Genomic DNA, 22003 nt, shown 5'->3' on the forward strand with positions numbered 1-22003 from the left:
CTGTCAAACTTAATTTTAACGGTTACCAACGAATGCCCGATGGCATGGCGTCATGCAGCGTCCTCATCGGCAGCCGCCTCGCGCTTGCGAAAGGCGGCGACCTTGTGGCGATTGCCGCAGACCGCCATGCTGCACCAGCGGCGCCGGTGCGACTTGGTGCGGTCATAGAACCAGAGCGTGCATTCGTCGCTCTCGCATTGGCGGACCCGCCCGAAGTCGCCGTGGGCGAGCAGGTCGGCGGCGGCTTCCGCCAGCGGCACCAGGCATTGCGCGGCGTTACCGGCGGCGTGGATGCGGGCGATGCGGACGCCGCCGTCGGGCAGCGGATGCACGGCCAGATGGCTGCCGCCGGCCGCCAGCGCGTCATTCAGCGGCGCCAGATCCGGTTTGCCGCCGGCCTTGCCGTCAGCCTTGCAGGCCACAATCAGCCGGACGGCCTCGCGCAGCGCGCGTGCCGCCGTCGCCAGCCCCTTGGGCGGCGCGGCGCGATCGTCGCCGGGCCAGAGCGCCACCTGTTTCAGCCAGGCGAGCACATCGGCATCGGTCTGCCAGTGGTCGCGCGGCGTGGTGTCGGCCCGTTCGATGGTATTGAGCAGGTCCAGCGCAACGTGATCGGCCAGCAGGCGGGGGCCGGTTTCCGGGGTGGCCGCGGGATTGGCAGGTTTGGGGGGAGGGGTGTTCGAGGCGGGCATGGCGTTCTCCTGTGCCGATCCAATGTAACCGATTAAAAGCCGGCTTCCAAGTTACGCTTATTTGGGGGCTGAACCGTTCAGCGCCAGCAGGCGCCGTCGTGCCGTGTCGAAGGCGGCACCTTCGGCCAGCAGCCAGGCTTCGACATCCGCCACCTGTGCGGAATGAGTCGGCGTGTGGGCGCGCACCAGGTGGTAGGCGGCCTCGCTGCGCACATGCAGGCCCCACAGGTCCACCAGCCGGCCCGAGGCCAGTTCGTCGAGGACCAGCGCCGTGCGGCCCATGGCCACGCCCTGGCCGGCCAGTGCCGCGCCGATGGCCAGTTGGGACAGGTTGAAGTGCTGGCCGCCCGCCATGTCGGGCAGCGTCACGCCCGCGTGCCGCAGCCAGACCTGCCATTCGTGGCTCTCGCCGGCGCCTTCCCACGGGCTGGCGTCGTGCAGCAGCATCGAGGCGCGCAGGCCGTCCGGCGAACGGAGTGCCGGGTTGGCCGCCAGATAGGCCGGGCTGGCCACCGGCAGCAGCCATTCGTCGAGGAAGGGCGTGGCGCGGAGGTCGGGGTAGTGGCCGGGGTCGAAGCGCACGGCGGCGTCGATGCCCTCGCGCAGCATCCGCGAACGATCCAGCGCGTGGAACTCGCCATGCACGCGCAGGCCGATCTCCGGGTGCTGGCGGAAGAAGTCGCCCAGGCGCGGCGTGAGCCAGACCATGGCGAACGAGGGCGAGCAGGACAGCGCCACCGGCGGGCGATGCCCGGGTTTGCGCAGTTGCGCCAGCGTGCTATCCAGCGCCTGGAACGACTCGCGCGCCACACCGCGCAGCCGCTCGCCCTCGGGCGTCAGCACCAGCGCACGCGGCGTGCGCACGAACAGTGGCCGTTCGAGCCACTGTTCCAGCTTGTTCACCTGCTGGCTGACCGCGCCCTGCGTCACGCACAGCTCCCGGGCGGCCAGCGTGAAGCTGCCATGGCGCGCCGCCGCCTCGAAGCAGCGCAGCCAGCTCAGGACGGAGGCGTTGAGGGTGTTTGTCATCAGCAAAACTAATGGATGGATCAGTACAAATCGTTTGTCGGGCGGGGCGGGGGCGTCAACAATGAGTGGTCTCCTTCTCGTCCGCCTGCCATGACGCTCCATCTGTCCTCGATTTCGGCTGCATTGCTGGCCGACCTGCAAGCCGCCCGACCGCTGATGTGGACGAATCCGCACCGCAGCGCGGAGGCCGACGTCCAGACCGTGGTGGATGGGCGGCGCATTAGTCTAGCTGATATGCGTGCAGCACAGGCGCGGTTCGCCCGCTTCGCGCCGCTGCTGGTGCGGCTGTTCCCGGAGCTGGAGGCCAGCGCGGGGCGGATCGAATCCGATCTGCTGGGCGCGCCGGACATGCAACAGGCGCTCGGCCTGCCCACCCGCCACGGCTCGCTGTGGATCAAGGCCGACCACAGCCTGCCCATCGCCGGGTCGATCAAGGCGCGCGGCGGCATTCATGAGGTGCTCGAGTTCGCCGAGTCGCTGGCGCTGCGCCACGGGCTGGTCGATGTGGATGGCGACTACGGCGTGCTGGCCGACGCCCCGGCGCGCGCGCTGTTCGGCCGCTATCAGGTGGCGGTGGGGTCCACCGGCAACCTGGGCCTGAGCATCGGCGTGATGGCCTCGGCGCTGGGTTTCCGGGCGGCGGTGCATATGTCCGCCGACGCCAAGGCATGGAAAAAAGCGCGCCTGCGCGCGCGGGGCGTGGAGGTGGTCGAGCACACGGGCGACTACGCGGCGGCGGTGGCCGCTGGCCGGCGCGAGGCGGAGGGCGATCCGCACTGCTACTTCGTCGATGACGAGCGCTCGCTCTCGCTGCTGCTCGGCTACAGCGCTGCGGCGCTGCATCTGCACGATCAGCTCGAAGCGGCCGGCCTGCGCGTGGACGCGGACCATCCGCTGTTCGTCTACCTGCCGTGCGGCGTGGGCGGCGCGCCGGCTGGCATCGCCTTCGGGCTCTGGCAGTTGTATGGCCCGCACGTGCATGCGTGCTTTGTCGAGCCGACCCAGTCGCCGTGTTTCCTCGTGGAGATGCTGGCGCCCGGCGCCTCGGTCTATGACGTGGGCCTGACCAATCGCACCGAGGCCGATGGGCTGGCCGTGCCGCGCGCCTCCGAGCTGGCCGCGGAGGCCATGGGCCCGCTGCTGGCCGGGGTGTGCACGGTGCCGGACGAACGGCTGTTCCTGGACCTGCACCGGGTGCGCGAGACGGAAGGGCTGCGGATCGAGCCATCCGCCGCCGCCGGCTTCAGCGGGCCGCGCATGCTGACGGACAGCGCAGCCGGCCGCGCCTACCTCGCCCGGCACGCCCTGGACACGGTGATGCCGCAGGCCACCCATCTGGTGTGGACGACCGGCGGCCTGTTCGTGCCGCCGGACGAGTACGCCCGATTCGCCGAACGCGGCGCCGCCTACTCGGGCTGAATCCCCGCCAGCTTGATCATGCGCTGCCAGCTGCCTTGATCCTCGACGATGGCGCGGGCCAGCTGCGCGCCTGGCGCCGGGTAGGCATTGGTGCCGCGCTGGGCGTGGTGGGCGGCGGCTTCCGGCGAATTGACGAATTCGAGCGTCCAGGCCTGCAGCTTGTCCAGCACCTCGGGCGGCGTGCCCTTGGGCGCGAACAGGCCGGTCCAGCTCACCACGGTGATGGCCGGCAGGCCCGCTTCGGCCATGGTCGGCACATCGCCCATGATCGGCACGCGGCGGTCGCTCATCACGGCCAGCGCGCGCATCTTGCGTGATTCGATCATCGGCACGGCGGCGGAGATCTCCAGCACGGTGAAGTCCAGCGTGCCGCCGAGCAGGTCGGGCAGCAGGTTGGCCATGCCCTTGTAGGGCACGTCCTGGGTGCGGATGCCGGCGGCATCGTTGAAGGCGGCCAGCATCACGCGATAACCGGCGCTGCTGGTGCCGTAGTTGAGCGTGCCCGGCTTGGCGCGCGCGGCGGCGGTCAGGTCGGCCACGGTGCGGTAGGGCGAGTTTGCCGATACCACCAGCGCCACGGGCACGGTGGAGAGGCGCGCCACGGGCACGAAGTCGCGCGGGCTGTACGGCATCGACTTGAACAGGTAGGGGTTGGCCGCCATGGTGGAGGCCGACGCGAACAGCAGCGTGTAGCCGTCCGGTGCGGACTTGGCGACGTAGTCCGCCGCGATGATGGTGTTGGCGCCGGGCTTGTTCTCGACGATAAAGCTGCGCCCGGCCTTCTTGTGCAGGTATTTGGCGAGCAGGCGGGTGTAGTCGTCGATGCCGGTGCCGGCGCTGGTCACCGAGACGATCTTGACCGGCCGCTCGGGGTAAGCCTCGGCATGGGCGGGGGTGGGTGCCGTGGCGGGTAGGGCACCCAGCAGGATGGCGGCGGCCAGCCACCGCGTCGGGAAGGTATTGCGTAGCATTCCGGTCTCCGTGTCAGTGCAGTCGAGCGATGCGCGATCATGGCGCCGGAGGCCAGCTTCAGACCTCCCCGAGGCGGGGGGGCAGGGTCTGCCCGTGGTTTTGATCCTCGCCGTCATTCTCTTCCTTCCTCTCTCCCTTCCTGTTTCCCTTCCTCTTTCCCTTCAGGCCGTCAGCACCCGCAGGCCCGCAGGCGGCACGCTCGCGCGGAGTGCCCGGGCCGGCACGGTGCGCAGGCTATCGGTGGCGGTCTGGCGCACGCTGTCGTCGGCAGCCCAGACCATCAGCGGTGGCAGGGCGGTCTGCGCCACCACGCGCCGCCACATCGCCTCGGGAATCCAGTCCTCGCGCCGCTGCGCCGCCGTCACCAGCAGCTTCCAGCTCCGCTGGAACATCGGCGGGCCGGTCAGCGGGCCGAAGCGCCGCAGGCTCGCCGTCGCGCATTGCTGGCCGAGCGCGGCGACATCGGGATGGTGATCGCCCACCAGCTTGCGCAGGCGCGTCACCACCACATCGAGCCCGGACATGTCACGGCCCGGGTCGCGCTCCCGCTCCACCAGCAGCAGATGGCCGCCGATCATCCCGGCAATCGGGTTGGTGCAGTTGCGCAGCAGGATGTCCTCCAGCTCGGGGCTCAGGATGCGCCGCTCATCGGCCAGCGCCAGCCGGGCGGTCTCGATGATCTTCTCCAGCGTGGCATCGGGCTGCTGGTCTGGCCGCCGCATCATCAGCGACACCCGGGGCCGCGCGCTGGGCGCATGCTCGCCGGGCTGCGTGCGGCGCAGGACGTAGGCTTCCAGCCCCCACGATTCGCAGGCGATCAGGCTTTGTTCGATGACCGGGCCGTTGTCCACCTTCTGCCGCAGGTAGTAGGCGCCGGGCGTCACCGCCTGCACGGCGCAGGCGTGGGAGTCCGCATCGGTGTTGCGCGCGCTGCCGCGCTCCATGCTGATGACGAGGTTGTCGTCGGCATCCACCACCTGCACGTCCCGCCAGGGCGCGATGTTCTGCTGGGGCACCTCGGCGCTGCTCGCCGCGCGCGCCATGACCATCAGCGTGGCCTGTTTGCCGTCGCCCTCGCTCTGCAGGCGCAGTGCGGTGGCCAGCGCCACCTGCCGGTCGCGCTCCTGGGCGCCGTCCTCCGGCAGGCCCACCGGCGGCAGCACCGACGAGGCGGGTTTGGCGATCTGCGCGACGGCCAGCGGCGGGCGGTCACTGTCGAGCAGGATCACGTGCTGCGCCAGGCTGCGCCCGATCCGCGTCTTGATCTTGAACAGCCCGAACGGCAGCGGCGTGGAGAGCTTCGACATGCCGTTGTCGACCAGCGAGAAGCGGCTGTCGATGACGAAGATCTCGGCGGCGGGGTCGGCCGGGTCGATGTCGAGCGGGAACATCGTGCCGTCGGCGGCCTGCGTGACGGGCGGGCCGGATGCCGTGATGGCAATCGACACATCGTTGGTCACGTCGAATCCCTGCCGCAGGCCGGCTTCGGCCACCTCCACCACGTACAGGCCCGGCGACAGGGGCAAGGTCATGGCGGGCTGCGCGGTCATCGCCTCCGCGCGGGGCGGCGTGCCAGACCACAGCCGCAGCGGCTTGCCGGCGGCCTCGGGCGGCAGGGTGAGCGTGACCGTGTAGCGCGGCGGCGCCACGCCGCGCGCGAAGATCAGGCCGGCATCTTCCTGCACGATCTCCGGCTCCTTGGCCACGTCGCCATCGCGCAGATGCGCCGGCGTCATGCGGGCGCAGAGGGCGTTGCGCAGCCAGTCCGCCAGGCTGCGCCCGGTGACGCGTCCGTTGGCGTCGGATGCCGCGCCGCGCAGCCCTTGCAGCAGCGCCCAGGTAAAGGCGCCGTGGATCTTGTCGCCATCTTCGGGAATGCCGATCTCGATGGCCTTGAGCGGGCGCTGCGCGGCGAAGGCGACGAACGTGGCCGCCGGCGGGTCCGTGGCCTGTACCGGGGAGAGCTGCGGGTCGCGCGGCTGCAGGAAGGAGACCCGGTTCATGCAGCAGTCCATCCACAGCACGAACTCGCGGAAGTAGCCGGCGTCCTGCAGCCAGCTCAGCCAGCCCGTGGCGTGTACGTTGAAGGTGCCGAGCGTGGCGCTGGCGTTGGCCGCGAACAGGCAGCCGCGCTCGCGGCCCGGCGAGAAGCCGTGGCCGGAGACGAAGATATACAGCCGGCGGCCCACCCGCAGCCCGCGCCGTTTGGCCTGGTTCTCCCGGGCGATGGCGTTGAGCCGGCCAAAGGCGGTTTCGATTTCGTCGGTGGTCGGCAGCGCGGTGTCGCCCGCCTCGGTCAGGCGGGACTTGATCACCTGGATCTGGTCCTCGCTGGCGAAGGCGCCGCCGTTGGGGTCCATCAGCCACGCCTTCACCGCATCGACATCGTTCGCGGGCCCGTGGAGATTCGCGTCCGCGCCCGGCTCGCCGAGCTGCGGGTAATGATTGATCCCGATCAGGATGGCTTGGTCGTCGGCATTCATGGCGCGGCGGGCAGGCCCTACTGCGGATAGGCCTGGCGGATGAAGTCCTTGTCCGACTCGGACAACGCCGAGTTCATGCCGGCCGTCACGCCGTTCAGCGTCCAGGCGGGGGGGATCGGATACATCATGATCGAGCTCGGGTCCACCGCCGTGCCGGCCACGTCAGCGGCATTGAACGCCGCGAACATATTGTTTTCGATGGTGGCCTTGTCCCAGTTGTTCGGGGGGCCGGACAGATCCTTGATCACCTGCTCGCGGTTCCACTGGATGGCATTGAGCGGGTTCTGGTGCTCGTGGATCAGCCCGATGGCGTGGCCGAACTCGTGCAGCGTCACGCGCAGGATTTCGTCTTCCTCGGTGTCGTCGGTGAACCAGCCGTAGTTCATGGTTGGCTGCGGCGCCTGGATCAGGCGGGCGTCGGTGCCGATGAACGACCACGAGCCCTTGCCCTCCAGGAAGTCGATGCGGATGTCGGTCGGGCCGCTGTCCCGGACATCGAACTGGAGGTTGGCGAATTGCAGCCAGATATTGGCGGCGTTCATCACGCGGTCCTGGAGCGCGCGGGAGCCGGACAGGAAGCTGATGGTGAGTACCGTACCCGGCTGCCACCGTTTGCCGGTCAACATGGCAATCTTGCCGGGCACGCCGTTCGTCATCGGGAAGCCGGCGCAGAAACGCTTGTCGTTGCTCATGGTGCATGCTCCATTTTTGACTACAAAATCCCACCCACAAGGTTTGTGATAACCCCCACCGCCTTGGTGGCACGGTCGATCAGTTGCGACGCCTTGGTCAGGACGTCCGTGGCCTGGCGCATTTCGCCCGCCGTGCGCGTGAGGTCGCTGGTGATGCCCTCCAGCGTTTTCAGGCTGGCGCGCACTTCGTCCGATTCCAGGATGTCTTTCAGCCGCAGTTGCGCCAGCGTGTCGAGCTGATCGGTGATGTCGACCAGACTGGCCTGGAGGCTGTTGCGCTCGGCGTCCGTGGACGCGAGGCCGATGCGGCGCAGCAGCTCGCGCTGCGCCACGGTCAACGCGGTCAGGGTCTGGTCGCGGGCGGCGTTCAGGCGCGCGCGGGGGGATTCGGTGGATGGGCCGACCGGCTCGGGCGCGCCGAAGGCCATCGGGGCGGCGGCACTCGGCCCGGGGCGCTGGGGCGCCATGGGGGCGGTCGTCGCGCGCACGTCGCCCGGGATGACCCAGCCATCGGGCAGCGCCTTGCGGCGCCCGTCGAGGAACCAGGTGGCGTCGAACTGGTCCGAGCGCGCCACCATCAACACCAGCACCAGAAAGTAGGCGAAGAAGCCCACCGCGAGGCCCACGCCGTAGTAGCCGAACAGCGTGCCGCTGGCGCCGCCGAACAGCGCCGTCACGGCTGCGCCGCCAATCACGCCCAGCAGCGCGATGAGGTCGCTGAACTGCACATCCCCCTTGCGGTAGCGATTGGTGAAGTACACGAACCAGCCCAGCACCACCCCAAACGCGAAGGCTCCACATTCGGCCATGTCTGTCTCCGATCAGCTCGCAAAGGCTTCCTGAACCGCGCGGGCTTTCTCGCGGAACGTCTTCAGGGCGGTGACCACGGCGGCCACCTGCCGGGTGTCGTCGTTGAGCGCCTGCGCCAGCGCCGCATGCGCCTTGACCATGTCGTCAGCCGCCGCGCGCGCGTTGGTGCGCCGGAGCGTTTCGATGGCATCCGTCTTCGCCTGCAAGGTCGTGAGGGCGGCCGTGTAGTCGTCCGGGCTCATCTTGGCGTTGATCTGGCCGGCCAGGGTCGTGCCTGCCAGCAGCAGCCCGTCGGCACGCGCCTTGCGCAGGGTGTCCAGCGCCTGCCCCATGGCATCGCCCAGCACGGCAACCGGCTCGTTGGCGGCGGTCACGCCGCGCTTGAGCATGTCGAAGCGCCGCTGGTTCAGCGTGGCCACGCCCACGCTGAACGCCAGCCCGGCAATCGCGCCGAACTCGTTCGGCAGCCCCACCTTGGCCGTGTTGGCCAGCCCGGCGAGCGAGCCGGTCAGCTTGGAATTCGCGGCCTCCAGCGCCTCCTGGTCCTGGGCGTTGGTGATGGCGGCGAGGGCATCGGCGTAGTCGCGCAGCGCGTGGATCAGCGGCGCGGCGGAGGTGGACTCGCGCGGGGCCGACTGGCGCGGCGCCATTGCCGGGTCGGCCGGCTGCAGGGCACAGGGCAGCGCGTTATCCGCCGCTGGGGCGGCCGAGACCGTGGCAGGCAGCGCGCAGCCGGGGCTCAGCGCCACGCGCGTGCGCGTTGGCGTCAGTTGTGTCTGCTGGATGACAGCCCGCTCCGCCGCCACGCCCTTGGTGCCGGACTGGTAGGCCGTGGCGAGGTCATTGACCCCGGCGCGGAAGCTCTCGACTTCGGACTTGTAGAGATAGGGCGAGCAGGCGGCGAGGCCGGCGCACAGGCAGGCGGCCAGCATGCCAAGCGGCGTGGATCTGCGCATGCTGGCTCCTTTGGCCGGGAATCTCATCAGGGATAGATGATAAAAATGCCAAAGGAAACATTTCTGTGTTCGGTGGCGAACGGAAGCAAATCGGCATGTGCGCTTTGCGGGGCCGGCCCGTGCGGACTTGTTCCGCCGTGTATCAATTCAAGTTCTGCCCAGCGGGTTTATCGGCACATGGCGCGCTCCTATAGTGGCTTCCAAGGAACCGCTGTATCGATATAGGAGCTTGATCATGACCGTCGAATCCAGACTCGCCGCGCGCGGCCTGACGCTGCCGCCGCCCCCGCAGCCGCTGGGCAGCTATACCGCCGTCAGCCGTGCCGGCGACCTGCTGTTCATTTCCGGCCAGCTGCCGTTGCAGGACGGCAAGGTGGTCTGGCAGGGCCAGGTCGGCAAGGACCTGACCGTGGCGCAGGGCCGGCAGGCGGCCGAGCTGGCCGCCCTGAACGTGCTGGCGCAGATCCACGCCCATCTGGGCGGGTTCGACCGGCTCGATCACATCGTCCGGCTGGAAGGGCATGTGACGAGCGCGCCGGGGTCGTTCGACCAGCCGGCGGTGCTCGACGGCGCGTCCGACCTCTTCGCCGAGGTGCTGGGCGAACGCGCCGGCCATGCCCGCGCCGCCTATTCCCAGACCCAGCAGCCTGGCAATGCGGCGGTGATCCTGGTGGTGATCGCGCAGGTCAAGGGCGCCTGACCGGGGATTTTGTCGGCGTGCCGCTACACCACGCCCCTGGCCCGCAGCGCGGCCACGTCCTGCGGGGCGAGTTGCAGGTAGTCGCGCAGGACCTCATCCGTATGCTGGCCCAGCGCCGGTGGCGCGTAGCGCAGCGTGGTGGGCGTGTCCGAGAGCCGCAGCGGGCTGGCGGTGGTGCGCACGCGGCTGACCGGGTCGCCGGCACGCGGTTCGTCGGCCCGATAGCGTTCCTGCTCGATCTGCAGGCCACGGTGCTGCACGTGCGGATCGGCGAACGCCTGCTCGACGTTGTTGATGGGGCCGCACGGCACGGACTTGGCTTCCAGCAGGCGGATCCAGTCGTTCGTGGGCTTGCCGCGCGTGACGGCGACCATCATCGGGATCAGCGTCTTGCGGTGGGTCACGCGGGCGCTGTTGGTGGCGAAGCGCGCGTCCGTCGCCCAGTCGACCTCGGCGGCCTCGCAGAAGCGGGCGAACTGGCCGTCGTTGCCGATGGCGAGCAGCATGTTGCCATCGGCCGTCGGGAAGTCCTGATAGGGCACCACGCTCGGATGCACATTGCCCTGCCGCGTGGGCACGTTGCCGGCGTTCAGGAAGCCGGCGCCCTGGTTGGCCAGCACCGCCATGGCGACGTCCAGCAGCGCCACGTCGATGCACTGGCCGCGCCCGGTGTGGTGGCGGGCTTCCAGCGCGCCGAGGATGGCCGTGGTGGCGTACATGCCGGTGAACAGGTCGATCACGGCCACGCCCACCTTCATCGGGCCGCCGCCGGGCTCGCCGTCCGCATGGCCGGTGATGCTCATCAGCCCGCTCATGGCCTGCACCAGCAGGTCGTAGCCGGGGCGGGCCGCGTACGGGCCGGTCTGGCCGAAGCCGGTRATCGAGCAGTAGATCAGGCGCGGATTCAGCGCGCTGAGCGTCTCGTAGTCGAGCCCGTAGCGCTTGAGGCCGCCGGTCTTGAAGTTCTCGACCACCACGTCGCTCTGCTTGGCCAGCTCGCGGATCATGGCCTGCCCGTCGGGCGTGGACATATCCACGGTCACCGAGCGCTTGTTGCGGTTGCACGCCGCGAAGTAGCTGGCCTGGGCGGTCGGGCCGTCATCGCCGGTAAGGTAGGGCGGGCCCCAGAGGCGGGTGTCGTCGCCTTCGGCCGGCTTCTCGATCTTGATGACGTCGGCGCCCATGTCGGCCAGGTTCTGGGTGCACCAGGGGCCGGCGAGCACGCGCGAGAGGTCCAGCACGCGCAGGTGGCTGAGGGCGCCGGTCTGCGGGGACGGGTGGGGTAGGTCGGGGTGGATCTGGGCTTGGGGTGTGGTCATGGGGCTCAGCCGTTGCGCGCGTCGCGGATCATGTTGCGGGCGATGATGACCTGCTGGATCTGCGTCGTGCCTTCGTAGAGGCGGAACAGGCGCACGTCGCGGTAGAAGCGCTCGATGCCGTACTCGGCGATATAGCCCGCGCCGCCCAGAATCTGCACCGCGCGGTCCGCCACGCGGCCGACCATTTCAGTGGCGAACAGCTTGCAGCAGGAGGCTTCGGTGGAGACGTTGCGGCCTTCGTCGCGGCGGCGTGCGGCGTCGATCACCATGCACTCGGCGGCGTAGAGTTCGGCCTGGCTGTCTGCCAGCATGGCCTGGATCAGCTGGAAGTCGCAGATCGGCTGGCCGAACTGCTGGCGCTCGACGGCGTAGTTGAGCGCATCCCGCAGCACGCGCTTTGCCACGCCCACGCTGACGGCCGAGATATGCAGGCGGCCCTTGTCCAGCACCTTCATGGCGGTCTTGAAGCCCTGGCCTTCCTTGAGCCCGATCAGGTTGGCAGCCGGCACGCGCACGTTCTCGAAGATCACGTCGCAGGTATGGGCGCCTTTCTGGCCCATCTTCACGTCGCGCTTGCCGAAGCTGATGCCCGCCGACTTCGCATCGACGATAAAGGCCGAGACGCCGGCCGAGCCCTTGATCGACGGATCGGTGCGCGCCATCAGCGTGAACATGCCGGCCTGCGGCGCATTGGTGATGAAGCGCTTGGTGCCGTTGACGACGTAGTCGTCGCCATCCCGCACGGCGGAGGTGCGCAGCGAGCCGGCGTCCGAGCCGGCGTCCGGCTCGGTCAGCGCGAACGAGGCGAGGATCTCGCCCGTGGCCAGCCGGGGCAGCCAGGCGGCCTGCTGCTCGGGCGTGCCATCCATCAGAATGCCCTGCGAGCCGATGCCGACCGTGGTGCCCAGCAGCGAGCGGAAGGCCGGCGCGGTCTGGCACAGCTCCATCACCACGCGGGCCTCTTCCTCCATGGTCAGTTCCAGGCCGCCGAAGCGCTCGGGAATGGTCATGCCGAACAGGCCCATCTCGCGCATGTCCTGCACGATGTCCTGGGGGATTTCGTCGGTCTCGGCCACGAGTGCCTCGGCCGGGACCAGCCGCTCGCGCACAAAGCGGCGCACGCTGTCGAGCAGGGCTTCGAGGGTGTCGTTATCGCGGATCATGGTTGGTCGTCCTTTGCTTCGTCTCGGTCAGTCAAGTGTCACGCCCTGCAGCACGCTGGCCCATTGGGTGCGTTCGCGTGCGGCGGTGTTGACGAGATCCTCGGTGGTGCCGTTCCACTGCTCGTAGCCCAGTTCGGCGTAGCGCTTGCGCAGGTCCGGGTCGGCCACGGCGTGCTTCACGGCGACGGTCAGCTTCTGGGTGACCTCGGGCGTCAGGCCCTTGGGCGCGTAGACGGCGTACCAGCCGCCGGCCTCGTAGTCCTTCAGGCCGGCAATGCCGGATTCGCGGAAGGTGGGCACGTTGGGCAGCGCCGGGCTGCGGTTGGGCGAGCCCACGGCGATGGCGCGGACCTTGCCGCCGTTCACGTAGCCGCTGGCGGTGCTGATGATGTCGAACAGCATGTCGATCTGGCCGCCGATGGTGTCCGTCATGGCCGGCGCGTTGCCCTTGTACGGGATGTGGTTCAGCTCGACATTGGCCTGCCGGGCGAACAGCGCGGCGGCCACGTGGTTGGAGCTGCCCACGCCCGACGACCCGTAGCTGAGCTTGCCCGGATGGGCCTTGGCGTAGCTGACCAGTTCCTTGGTGGAGGTGAACGGCTCGCTGTTGTTGACCACTAGCATGTTGTAGTAGCGCGCCACCGGGGCGATCGGCGTGAGGTCCTTGGCCGGATCGAACGGCATGCGCTTCATGATGTTGGGGGCGACCGTGATGCCGGCGCTGGCCGCGAACCACAGCGTGTTGCCGTCGGCCTTGGCGCGCACGACCTCGTGGCCGGCCAGCGTGGCGTTAGCGCCGGGCTTGTTGTCCACCACCACCGTGGCGTTGAGGGCCTTGCCGAGCGCGGCGGCGAACAGCCGCGCGCCCTGGTCAGCCGGGCCGCCGGCCGCGTAGCCCACCACGAGGCGGACCGGCGGGTTGGACTGGGCCATGGCAGCGCCCGCGCCCAGCACGGCGGCGCCAACGATCAGGCCCGAAAGCAAGGTCCGTCGAAATGATGTGTGCATGGTTGTCTCCTTCATCCTTCTTGTTGTCAGTAGCGCTCGAAAACGGCCGCAATGCCCTGGCCGCCGCCGATGCACATGGTTTCCAGGCCGTAGCGGCCGCCCCGGCGTTGCAGTTCGTGCAGCAGCGTGGTCAGGATGCGCACGCCCGTGGCGCCAATCGGATGGCCGAGCGAAATGCCCGAGCCGTTGACGTTGAGCTTGCTGTCGATCTCGCCCTGGTCCTGCCAGTTCCAGCCCTTCAGCACGGCCAGCACCTGGCAGGCGAAGGCTTCGTTGAGTTCGACCAGATCCATCTGGTCCAGCCGCAGGTTCAGGCGGGCCAGCAGCTTCTTCACGGCCGGCACCGGGCCGATGCCCATGTGCGAGGGCTCGCAGCCGGCGGCGGCCCAGCCCACCAGCGTGGCCATCGGCGTCAGGCCCAGTTCGGCCAGCTTGTCTTCGGCCACGATCAGGCAGGCGGCGGAGGCGTCGTTCTGCTGGCTGGCATTGCCGGCGGTCACCGTGCCGCCCGGCATCAGCGCGCGCAGCTTGCCGAGGGATTCGGTGGTGGATTCGGGGCGATAGCCCTCGTCACGGGCGAAGCGCAGGGCCTCGCCCTTGCGCTGCGGCACGGAGACGGGAACGATCTCGGCGTCGAAGCGGCCGGCTTCCCACGCGGCGGCGGCGCGCTGGTGGCTGCGCAGCGCGAAGGCGTCCGCGGCTTCGCGGCTGATGCCGTAGTCGCGCGCCAGGTTCTCGGCGGTTTCGATCATCCCGGAGATTTCGCCGAAGCGGGACACCGGCTGGGAGCGTTCGCGGCCCCGGTCGAGCCGGTCGTAGAAGCGGACGTTGCCCGAGCGCGCGCCCCAGCGCATGTCGGTGGTGTAGTACTCGATATTGCTCATGCTCTCCACGCCGCCCGCGATGACCACGTCGGCGGCGCCGCTCTGCACCATCATCGACGCCGTGACCACGGCCTGCAAGCCGCCCCCGCAGCGGCGGTCGAGCTGCATGCCCGGCACCTCCACCGGCAGGCCGGCCTGCAGCGCGGCCCAGCGGCCCACGCAGGGGACTTCGCTGTTGGCGTAGGACTGGGCGAACACCACATCGTCGATGCGCGCGGGGTCGATGCCGCTGCGCTCCACCACGGCACGCACGGTGGTGGCGGCCAGTTCCTCGACGGGCACCGGGCGCAGGCTGCCGCCGAAGGTGCCAACCGGGGTGCGGACGGGGGTAACGATTGCGGCTCTGCGCATGGTGGGTCTCCTGTGGATCTGGTCTGGGATGGAAATCGGTGGGAATCGATAGGAATCGATAGCAATCAGGCGGCGGCCGGCACGGTGACGAACGCGGCGCCGCACTGGCGCAGCAGTGCGTGGGCCTGGCGGTCCAGCGCCTCGCGGTGTTCCGGCGCGGCGATGTCGATCATGCGGCGCACGCGCTGCGACAGCGGCAGCCCGCGCAGGTCGGCCACGCCGTATTCGGTGACGATGAGCCCGGCGTCCGATCTGGCCGTGCTGACCGGTCCGGATAGCTGCGCGACGATGCGGCTGGCGCCCTTCGCGGTCGCCGGCAGCGCGATGATCGGCAGGCCGCCGTGGCTGCGCGCGGCACCGCGCAGGAAGTCCGCGGCGCCGCCCACGGCGCCCATGTAGACGCCGCCGGCCACCTCGGCATTGATCTGGCCGGTCAGGTCCACCTCGATGGCGCCGTTGATGGCCGCCAGCTTGTGCTGGCGCGCCAGTACCTCGGGATCGTGGGTGTAGGTGGTTTCGCGCAGCTGCAGCAGCGGGTTGCGATGTGCCCAGCGGCGCAGGCGCTCGCTGCCCATCAGGATGCCGCCGATGCCGACGCCGGTATCGACAGTCTTGCGTGCGTGCGTCAGCGCCCCGGACTCGGCCAGCGCCACCACGCCATCGCCCACGGCGCCGCTGTGCAGGCCCAGGTCACGGTGGCCGTGCAGCGCCGCCAGCACCGCTTCGGGCAGGTTGCCGATGCCCATCTGCAGCGTGGTGCCGTCCTCGATCCGGCCGGCGATGTGGCGGGCAATCGCCAGTTCCACCTCGGAGGGCGCGCCGCGTTCGAGGTCGATTGGCGCATATTGCGCATCGACGGTCAGGGCGATGTCGTCGGCGGTCAGGGAGCGGCTGCCATGGGTCCACGGGACGTCCGGGTTGACCTCGGCGATGATCACGCGTGCCCGATCCAGCACGGCGGGGAGGTATTCGTGCACCAGCCCGAGGCTATGGCGGCCCTCCGCATCGGCGGGGGAGACCTGCACCAGCGCCACGTCCACCGGCAGCGTGCCGGACCGGATCAGCCCGGGCAGGTGGGAGTAATGGCACGGCACGATGTCCAGCAGGCCGGCGCGGGCCAGTTGGCGGTGCGGGCCGCTGGCGGCGTAGCCGAAGAAGTCGATCACATCGGACTGGTCCGGCCGGAGCGTGTCTGACTGGCCGATGCCGACGAAGACACCCAGCCGCCCACCCTGGGCGATGGCGTGCCGATGGGCCACCAGCGCCCGCGTGAGCGTCAGCGGCTCGGCGGTGGCCTGGCCCCACCAGATGCGGTCGCCGGGGCGGATCAGGGCGCGCAGCGCGGCGGCCAGCGAGTGGGCATCCGAGTGGGCATCCATTTCCGGCGTGTCTCCTGTTTGTCATTTTTTGGTATGGGCTGGAGCATGTTGGCATTTGCGCGCCGGCGCTATTTGAGAATGCCAATGGCGGACTTCGCCTGTTGCGAAATCAGCGTGCCGGCGCGGGTTGGCGGGCTGCCTGGCGGGCTGCCTTCTGCTCCGGCAAAGGCCCGGTTCCGCAAACGTTGATTGCGCCACACGCCAAACCTCGCGAGCATGGCAACGCCAACAAAAGCGGGAGACGCGCCATGATCGAACAGACCCAATCGAATAACTTCCAGGAAATCCGGGACGCCGTGCGCAGCCTCTGCGCGGAGTTCCCCGACGAGTACTTCCGCAAGATCGACGAGCAGCGGGCCTACCCGGAAGCCTTCGTCAACGCGCTGACCGACGCCGGCTGGCTGGCGGCGCTGATTCCGCAGGAATATGGCGGCTCGGGGCTTGGCCTGACGGAAGCGTCGGTGATCATGGAGGAGATCAACCGATGCGGCGGCAACTCGGGCGCCTGCCACGGCCAGATGTACAACATGGGCACGCTGCTGCGCCACGGCTCGGACGCGCAGAAGCAGAAGTACCTGCCGAAGATCGCCTCGGGCGAGTGGCGCCTGCAGTCCATGGGCGTGACCGAGCCGACTACCGGCACCGACACCACCAAGATCAAGACCCGGGCCATCAAGAAGGACGGCCGCTACGTGGTCAATGGCCAGAAGGTGTGGATCAGCCGCGTGCAGCACAGCGACTTCATGATCCTGCTGGCGCGCACCACGCCGCTGGACGAGGTGAAGAAGAAGAGCGAAGGCATGTCGATCTTCCTGGTGGACCTGCACGAGGCCCAGAAGAAGGGCATGGTGGTGCGCCCGATCCCGAACATGGTCAACCACGAGACCAACGAGCTGTTCTTCGAGGACCTGGAGATCCCCGAGGAGAACCTGATCGGCGAGGAAGGCAAGGGCTTCAAGTACATCCTCGACGGCCTGAACGCCGAGCGTACGCTGATCGCCGCCGAGTGCATCGGCGACGGCTACTGGTTCATGGACCGCGTGACCAAGTACGTGACCGAGCGCCAGGTCTTCGACCGGCCCATCGGGCGGAATCAGGGCGTGCAGTTCCCGATTGCCGAGTCGTTCATCGAACTGGAAGCCGCCAACCTGATGCGCTGGAAGGCCTGCGAACTGTACGACGCGCACGCGGCGATGGGCGCGCAGGCCAATATGGCCAAGTACCTGGCCGCCAAGGCGAGCTGGGAGGCGGCCAATGTCTGCCTGCAGTTCCACGGCGGCTTCGGCTTCGCCTGCGAGTACGACATCGAGCGCAAGTTCCGCGAGACGCGCCTCTATCAGGTGGCGCCGATCTCCACGAACCTGATCTACTCCTATGTGGCGGAGCACATCCTGGGCCTGCCGCGCTCGTTCTGAGCGGCAATCGACCTTGTCCGTTGCACGCCAGATGCACCGCCCCTACACTGGCGGCACTCAAGCCAAAGCCAGCCTTCATTGATCGAGGAAGACCCAGACATGTGTTCGGACCGAACCCCCGCCCAACGCATCAGCGACATCCCCCGTCACTGGGCGCTCGCCACGCCTGACCGCCCGGCGGTGGTGGAGGAAGGGCGCGCCGTGTCTTATGGCGAACTCTGGGCCGATATCGAGGCCGCGCAGCAGTATCTGCGCACGCAGGGCGTGGCCGGCGGCGACCGGGTGATGATCGTCGCGGAGAACTCGCTGTCCGTGGTGACGCTGCTGTTCGCGCTGTCGGAGATCGGCGCGTGGCCGGTGGTGGTCAATGCGCGGCTGTCCGAGCGGGAGGTGGAGGTCATCCGCGCGCATTGCCGGCCCCGGCTGATGCTGTTCACCCATGGCGCCTCGCCCGATGCCCTGCGGCACGGCGTGACCTACCGCGCCCGGGAAACCGCGCCGCCGGGCCTGGGCCCGCTGATGGCCGGCGCGGTGGACCCGACCAGCGAGCGCGTGCCTGAGGCACTGGCGCAGGAAGTGGCGGCGCTGATCTACACCTCGGGCACCACCGGCCAGCCGAAGGGGGTGATGGTGTCGCATCGCGGCCTGCTGCACTTCGCGCGGGTCACCGTGGCGTCGCGGCGCATGGTGCCGGACGACTGCGCCTACGCGGTCATGCCGATGTCGCACATCTTCGGCATGGGCACGGTGCTGCTCGCCACCTTCCAGGCGGGCGCCAGCCTGTACCTGTCGTCCCGCTTCAATGCGGCCGATGTGACGCAGGCCATCGAAGCCGGGTCGATTTCGATCCTGCAAGGCGTGCCGACGATGTTCCACCGCATCCTCGCCCATCTGCGGGCGGCCGGGGTGCAACGGCTGGCCTCCACCCGGCTGCGCTATTTGTATACCGGCGGCGGGCCGCTCGACCCCACGCTCAAGCAGGAAGTGGAGGGCATGTTCGGCCAGCCGCTGCATCACGGCTACGGCATGACCGAGTACGCCGGCTCGCTGTTCGTCACCCATATGGATCGCCCGCGCACCGATTGCGCGGCGGGGGAGATCGTGGAAGGGGCCGAAGTGCGGTTGATCGGCGCGGATGGCCAGCCGGTGGAGACGGGCACGCCGGGCGAAATCTGGGTCCGGGGGCCGGGCGTCATGCTTGGCTACTATCTCGCGCCGGAACTGACCAGGCAGGTCATCAGCGAGGACGGCTGGCTCAATACCGGCGATATCGGCCGGCTCGGGCCGGACGGCGCGCTATACATCGTCGGCCGGACCAAGGACCTGATCATCCGCTCGGGCTTCAACGTCTATCCGATCGAGGTGGAGTCGGTGCTGAACGCCCATCCGGCGGTGCTGGTGTCGGCGGTGGTCGGCGTGCCGACGTCGGACGGCAACGAGGAAGTGGTGGCCTTCGTCGAGATCAAGGAGGGGGAGAGCTTCGACGCGGACGCGCTGCGTGCCTTCGTGATGGATCGGCTGTCGCCCTACAAGCGGCCGGAGCGCTACCTGCGCCTGGGCGCGATTCCGAAGACAGCCAGCGGCAAGCTGCTCAAGCACCAGCTAAGGGAAATGCTGGCCGTGCAGGGGTAGGCGCCCGCCGCCACGTTAGTCCTGGCGGCCCTGGCCGTCCTCGACCAGCAGATCGACCAGCTTGCGGGCGAACAGCGGCAGCGCGGCCAGGTCCGCCACGCAGATCTGGAGGCGGCGCTCCGCCCAGTCGTCCTCAAGCTGGACGATGCTCAGCGCCATCGACTTGGCGTGCCGGACGGCCGTGCTCTCCGGCAGCACGCCAATGCCCACGTTCGCCTCGATCATCCGGCAGGCCGTCTCGAAATTGCTGACCTGCACCCGCCAGCGCAGCGAGCGCTGGAGGTCAGCGGCGGCGCCTTGCAGGAAGGTATGGATGGCGCTGGCCTCGGGCAGGCCGATGATGTCGAACTTCAGCGCCTCGATGAAGCCCACGCGCTTGCGCTGCGCCAGCGGGCGGCTGAGTGCCACCGCCAGCACGAGGCGGTCATTCCGGTAGGGCATCATCTCCACCCCTTCGGCACGGAGATTCCCCGCGACGATGCCGATATCGACGGCGCCTTCCTGCACCGCACGCAGAATGTGCGGACTGAGGCGCTCCTGCATGTCGATCGTCACATCAGGATGATTCACCAGATAGGTCCGCAGCACGGCGGGCAGGTACTCGCTCATCGCCGTGGTATTGGCGAACACGCGCACATGGCCCTTCACGCCGGACGCGTACTCCTGAAGGTCGCCACTGAGCTGTTCGAGCTGGCGAATCACGCGCCGCGCATGGGCCAGCAGCGTCTCCCCGGCGCCGGTGACCTTCACCCCATGGCTGCTCCGGCTCAGCAGCTTCACGCCTACGTGTTCCTCCAGATTCTTGATCCGGGTACTGGCCGCCGCGAGCGAGAGGTGGGAGCGTTCGGCGCCGCGAGTGAGGCTGCTGGCCTCCGCGATATGGGTGAAAAGCTTCAGGTCAACGAGATCAAAGCGCACGAGCGGGTCCCTGGCGGCGGGGCCGCGTCCAGGATCGAAATATGAAGTGGGGGGATTTTGCGCTTGCATCCCGCCCAATGCAAAGGCGCGGAATGCCTGTTCTGCCTTGCAGTATGTCGCGCCGAGCCCCCGCAACCTTTGTAGCGAATCAGGCACCTTTCGCGGAGGCGCCTGCTGCAAAAGGCGCTTCAGCGCATCGCGCGGCGGATTCCGGTAGCATCCGGCTCGCTGTGGATCGGGCACTGCGGATGCGGGGAGCCGAGCCTTTGTATCGGCATGTATCCGGGCTGTCCGCCGATACATCCGCATACCCATCCATGCATTCATCACACGGGGGCGATACATGGGCGCGATTCAATGCATGCATGGCAGACGGCAGCCACGCAACGCCGCCGCCTGTGTCCCATCACCCATTGAAAGGATCGACATGTTGACTCGCACGCTTGCATCGCTGGCCGTCGCGGCCCTCGCTTTCTCGGCCGGTTCGGCCGCCTACGCAGCAGAGAAGGCCCCCACCTCGGTCGTGATCGTGCACGGCGCGTTTGCCGATGGCTCCGACTGGGCCAAGGTCATTCCGCTGCTGCAGGCCAAGGGTGTCAGGGTGCAGGCCGTGCAGAACGGGCTCAACTCGCTGGCGGACGACGTGGCGGCCACGCGCCGCGCCATCAACAACCAACCCGGCAAAGTCGTGCTGGTCGGCCATTCGTGGGGCGGTACGGTGATTACCGAGGCGGGCGCCGTCGACAAGGTGTCCGCGCTCGTCTACGTGGCCGCCTTCGCACCGGATGCGGGCCAGTCCACGGAGGAAGCGGGCAAGGCTCACCCGCCCGCGCCGGGTATCGGCAAGATCGTCGCCGATGCGGAGGGCTACCTCTCGCTGCCGCCCGAGGCGCTGGCCAGCGATTTCGCGCAGGACGTGCCGGCCGCCCAGGCGCGCGTCATGGCCGCCACGCAGGGCCCGATCCAGGCGAAGGCGTTTGGCGAGAAGACCACCGTCGCCGCATGGACCACGCGGCCCTCCTGGTACATCGTCAGCCAGAACGACCGGATGATCCCGCCCGCGCTCGAACGTGAAATGGCCAAGAAGATCGGCGCGAAGGTGACGACGCTGCCGACCAGCCACGTGCCGCAGCAGTCCCGGCCGGCCGATGTGGCGAAGGTCATTCTCGACGCCGTGCAGACGGTGCAGAAGCAGTAAGACAGGTTGCAGTAAGGCAGGCGGCAGGGCAGTCCGCTGCGCAGGCATTCCCAAACCATGCGAGGAACGACACATGAAAATCGCGGTGATTGGCGCAGGTGCGGTGGGCTGCTTCTATGGCGGGATGCTGGCGCGGGCCGGTCAGGATGTGGTGCTGATTGGCAGGCCGCGGCATGTCGATGCCATCCGGGCGCGTGGCCTGCGATTCGAATCCAGGCTGTTCGATGAACAGGTGACCATCGCGGCAAGCGCCAACGCGGCGTCCGTGGAGGACGCCGATATCGTGCTGGTCTGCGTGAAATCCGTCGACACCGAGCAGGTTGCCGACGAGATCCGCAGCCACTTGAAGCGCGAAGCGCTGGTCGTGTCCCTGCAGAATGGCATCGACAACGCAGGGCAGTTGGAGCAGGTGCTGGCACGCCCAGTGATACCCGCCGCCGTCTACGTCGCCAGCGAGATGGCCGGCGATGGGCACCTCCGGCATCACGGCCGGGGTGACCTGGTGATCGGGCAGGAGCAGGGCAGCGAGCTGGTGGCGCGCCTGTTCCACGACGCCGGCGTGCCCACAGTGGTCTCGGCCAATGTGGCGCGCGCACTCTGGGAGAAGCTGATCCTGAACTGCGCCTACAACGCGCTGTCCGCGATCGTCAACCTGCCCTACGGCGAGATTCGCGGCGTGGCGTCCGCCGAGGAAGCGATGCGCAACCTCATCGCGGAGTGTCTTGCGGTAGCGCACGCCGAAGGCGTCGACATCGACCTCGATGCGGATGGCCAGCTTGAACGGATTCGCCGCACCATCCCTCTTGGCCAGTACTCGTCGATGGCGCAGGACTTCGCCCGGGGCCGCGCCAGCGAGATCGCGGCCCTGAACGGCGCCATCGTCCGGCGCGGCAACGCGCGGGGCGTGCCGACACCGGTCAACCAGATCATCGTGGCATTGGTGGAACTGCTGGAAAGCCAGCACCCCCAGAAGTGACAAACGC

General features: G+C 68.7%; 19 protein-coding genes. 6 read left to right on the forward strand and 13 right to left on the reverse strand.

The genetic code is table 11. From position 1 onward, the window contains the following. Positions 1 to 50: 50 nt before the first annotated feature. Both AC1DFU_RS03280 and AC1DFU_RS03285 read right to left on the reverse strand, forming a co-directional pair. Positions 51 to 692 carry a CGNR zinc finger domain-containing protein gene (locus AC1DFU_RS03280; RefSeq protein WP_441592913.1) on the reverse strand — a complete coding sequence of 214 codons (642 nt, stop codon included), beginning with the start codon at positions 690 to 692 and terminating at the stop codon, positions 51 to 53. A gap of 57 nt (positions 693 to 749) precedes the next feature. Next, the gene (locus AC1DFU_RS03285; RefSeq protein ID WP_441592914.1) at positions 750 to 1721 is read right to left on the reverse strand and encodes a LysR substrate-binding domain-containing protein; all 972 of its coding nucleotides are present in this window, start codon (positions 1719 to 1721) and stop codon (positions 750 to 752) included. Between the two features lie 90 nt (positions 1722 to 1811). Between AC1DFU_RS03285 and AC1DFU_RS03290 the strand changes: the two genes are divergently transcribed. Further along, positions 1812 to 3140, forward strand: a complete 1329-nt coding sequence (locus tag AC1DFU_RS03290) for a D-serine ammonia-lyase (protein ID WP_441592915.1) — start codon at positions 1812 to 1814, stop codon at positions 3138 to 3140. Here the strand turns inward: AC1DFU_RS03290 and AC1DFU_RS03295 are convergent. From AC1DFU_RS03295 to AC1DFU_RS03315, 5 genes are all read right to left on the reverse strand, one after another. Further along, a complete protein-coding gene (locus AC1DFU_RS03295) occupies positions 3128 to 4111 on the reverse strand; it encodes a Bug family tripartite tricarboxylate transporter substrate binding protein (RefSeq protein WP_441592916.1) in 984 nt (327 codons plus the stop codon). The two genes, AC1DFU_RS03290 and AC1DFU_RS03295, sit on opposite strands and share 13 nt — an antisense overlap. 162 nt (positions 4112 to 4273) lie before the next feature. After that, positions 4274 to 6595 (reverse strand): caspase family protein, encoded by a 2322-nt coding sequence (locus AC1DFU_RS03300; protein ID WP_441592917.1) that lies wholly within the window; start codon positions 6593 to 6595, stop codon positions 4274 to 4276. 17 nt (positions 6596 to 6612) lie between these two features. Then, on the reverse strand, positions 6613 to 7287 hold the full coding sequence (locus AC1DFU_RS03305) for a matrixin family metalloprotease (protein WP_441592918.1): 675 nt from the start codon (positions 7285 to 7287) through the stop codon (positions 6613 to 6615). 20 nt (positions 7288 to 7307) lie between these two features. Further along, complete coding sequence (locus tag AC1DFU_RS03310) at positions 7308 to 8096, reverse strand: hypothetical protein (protein ID WP_441592919.1); 789 nt, start codon at positions 8094 to 8096, stop codon at positions 7308 to 7310. A 12-nt stretch (positions 8097 to 8108) separates the two neighbouring features. Then, complete coding sequence (locus AC1DFU_RS03315; protein ID WP_092297299.1) at positions 8109 to 9053, reverse strand: hypothetical protein; 945 nt, start codon at positions 9051 to 9053, stop codon at positions 8109 to 8111. Between the two features lie 235 nt (positions 9054 to 9288). Here AC1DFU_RS03315 and AC1DFU_RS03320 point away from each other — a divergent pair, with 235 nt between their 5' ends. Further along, positions 9289 to 9753 (forward strand): RidA family protein, encoded by a 465-nt coding sequence (locus tag AC1DFU_RS03320; RefSeq protein WP_441592920.1) that lies wholly within the window; start codon positions 9289 to 9291, stop codon positions 9751 to 9753. Between the two features lie 23 nt (positions 9754 to 9776). On the opposite strand, the gene AC1DFU_RS03325 is transcribed toward AC1DFU_RS03320, so the two are convergent. The 5 genes from AC1DFU_RS03325 to AC1DFU_RS03345 all read right to left on the reverse strand — a co-directional run bounded on the left by AC1DFU_RS03325 (position 9777) and on the right by AC1DFU_RS03345 (position 15857). Then, positions 9777 to 11072 (reverse strand): CaiB/BaiF CoA transferase family protein, encoded by a 1296-nt coding sequence (locus AC1DFU_RS03325; RefSeq protein ID WP_441592921.1) that lies wholly within the window; start codon positions 11070 to 11072, stop codon positions 9777 to 9779. 5 nt (positions 11073 to 11077) lie between these two features. Next, positions 11078 to 12235 carry an acyl-CoA dehydrogenase family protein gene (locus AC1DFU_RS03330; RefSeq protein ID WP_092297308.1) on the reverse strand — a complete coding sequence of 386 codons (1158 nt, stop codon included), beginning with the start codon at positions 12233 to 12235 and terminating at the stop codon, positions 11078 to 11080. A gap of 27 nt (positions 12236 to 12262) precedes the next feature. Then, complete coding sequence (locus AC1DFU_RS03335) at positions 12263 to 13243, reverse strand: Bug family tripartite tricarboxylate transporter substrate binding protein (protein ID WP_441592922.1); 981 nt, start codon at positions 13241 to 13243, stop codon at positions 12263 to 12265. 26 nt (positions 13244 to 13269) lie between these two features. Further along, complete coding sequence (locus AC1DFU_RS03340) at positions 13270 to 14478, reverse strand: acetyl-CoA C-acetyltransferase (protein ID WP_092297314.1); 1209 nt, start codon at positions 14476 to 14478, stop codon at positions 13270 to 13272. Between the two features lie 65 nt (positions 14479 to 14543). Continuing rightward, entirely contained in the window at positions 14544 to 15857 is a 1314-nt protein-coding gene (locus tag AC1DFU_RS03345) for an acetyl-CoA hydrolase/transferase family protein (RefSeq protein WP_441592923.1), read from the reverse strand. A gap of 248 nt (positions 15858 to 16105) precedes the next feature. Here AC1DFU_RS03345 and AC1DFU_RS03350 point away from each other — a divergent pair, with 248 nt between their 5' ends. Then, on the forward strand, positions 16106 to 17272 hold the full coding sequence (locus AC1DFU_RS03350; RefSeq protein WP_441592924.1) for an acyl-CoA dehydrogenase family protein: 1167 nt from the start codon (positions 16106 to 16108) through the stop codon (positions 17270 to 17272). A gap of 99 nt (positions 17273 to 17371) precedes the next feature. Continuing rightward, entirely contained in the window at positions 17372 to 18904 is a 1533-nt protein-coding gene (locus AC1DFU_RS03355; protein ID WP_441592925.1) for a class I adenylate-forming enzyme family protein, read from the forward strand. A 15-nt stretch (positions 18905 to 18919) separates the two neighbouring features. Here AC1DFU_RS03355 and AC1DFU_RS03360 read toward each other — a convergent pair whose 3' ends face one another. Beyond that, the gene (locus tag AC1DFU_RS03360; protein WP_441592926.1) at positions 18920 to 19822 is read right to left on the reverse strand and encodes a LysR family transcriptional regulator; all 903 of its coding nucleotides are present in this window, start codon (positions 19820 to 19822) and stop codon (positions 18920 to 18922) included. Between the two features lie 427 nt (positions 19823 to 20249). Between AC1DFU_RS03360 and AC1DFU_RS03365 the strand changes: the two genes are divergently transcribed. Together AC1DFU_RS03365 and AC1DFU_RS03370 are read left to right on the forward strand one after the other, a co-directional pair. Beyond that, complete coding sequence (locus tag AC1DFU_RS03365) at positions 20250 to 21020, forward strand: alpha/beta fold hydrolase (RefSeq protein WP_092297328.1); 771 nt, start codon at positions 20250 to 20252, stop codon at positions 21018 to 21020. 73 nt (positions 21021 to 21093) lie between these two features. Then, positions 21094 to 21996, forward strand: a complete 903-nt coding sequence (locus tag AC1DFU_RS03370; RefSeq protein WP_441592927.1) for a ketopantoate reductase family protein — start codon at positions 21094 to 21096, stop codon at positions 21994 to 21996. Positions 21997 to 22003: the final 7 nt, after the last annotated feature.

It is taken from the genome of Cupriavidus sp. 10L45 (genome assembly GCF_056395225.1).

Coding starts and splice junctions, on each gene's coding strand:
- AC1DFU_RS03290 (WP_441592915.1), top strand. CDS start 1,812: ATGACGCTCCATCTGTCCTCGATTTCGGCTGCATTGCTGGCCGACCTG.
- AC1DFU_RS03355 (WP_441592925.1), top strand. CDS start 17,372: ATGTGTTCGGACCGAACCCCCGCCCAACGCATCAGCGACATCCCCCGT.
- AC1DFU_RS03305 (WP_441592918.1), bottom strand. CDS start 7,287: ATGAGCAACGACAAGCGTTTCTGCGCCGGCTTCCCGATGACGAACGGC.
- AC1DFU_RS03285 (WP_441592914.1), bottom strand. CDS start 1,721: ATGACAAACACCCTCAACGCCTCCGTCCTGAGCTGGCTGCGCTGCTTC.
- AC1DFU_RS03345 (WP_441592923.1), bottom strand. CDS start 15,857: ATGGATGCCCACTCGGATGCCCACTCGCTGGCCGCCGCGCTGCGCGCC.
- AC1DFU_RS03335 (WP_441592922.1), bottom strand. CDS start 13,243: ATGCACACATCATTTCGACGGACCTTGCTTTCGGGCCTGATCGTTGGC.
- AC1DFU_RS03280 (WP_441592913.1), bottom strand. CDS start 692: ATGCCCGCCTCGAACACCCCTCCCCCCAAACCTGCCAATCCCGCGGCC.
- AC1DFU_RS03295 (WP_441592916.1), bottom strand. CDS start 4,111: ATGCTACGCAATACCTTCCCGACGCGGTGGCTGGCCGCCGCCATCCTG.
- AC1DFU_RS03350 (WP_441592924.1), top strand. CDS start 16,106: ATGATCGAACAGACCCAATCGAATAACTTCCAGGAAATCCGGGACGCC.
- AC1DFU_RS03310 (WP_441592919.1), bottom strand. CDS start 8,096: ATGGCCGAATGTGGAGCCTTCGCGTTTGGGGTGGTGCTGGGCTGGTTC.
- AC1DFU_RS03320 (WP_441592920.1), top strand. CDS start 9,289: ATGACCGTCGAATCCAGACTCGCCGCGCGCGGCCTGACGCTGCCGCCG.
- AC1DFU_RS03330 (WP_092297308.1), bottom strand. CDS start 12,235: ATGATCCGCGATAACGACACCCTCGAAGCCCTGCTCGACAGCGTGCGC.
- AC1DFU_RS03370 (WP_441592927.1), top strand. CDS start 21,094: ATGAAAATCGCGGTGATTGGCGCAGGTGCGGTGGGCTGCTTCTATGGC.
- AC1DFU_RS03340 (WP_092297314.1), bottom strand. CDS start 14,478: ATGCGCAGAGCCGCAATCGTTACCCCCGTCCGCACCCCGGTTGGCACC.
- AC1DFU_RS03365 (WP_092297328.1), top strand. CDS start 20,250: ATGTTGACTCGCACGCTTGCATCGCTGGCCGTCGCGGCCCTCGCTTTC.
- AC1DFU_RS03300 (WP_441592917.1), bottom strand. CDS start 6,595: ATGAATGCCGACGACCAAGCCATCCTGATCGGGATCAATCATTACCCG.
- AC1DFU_RS03315 (WP_092297299.1), bottom strand. CDS start 9,053: ATGCGCAGATCCACGCCGCTTGGCATGCTGGCCGCCTGCCTGTGCGCC.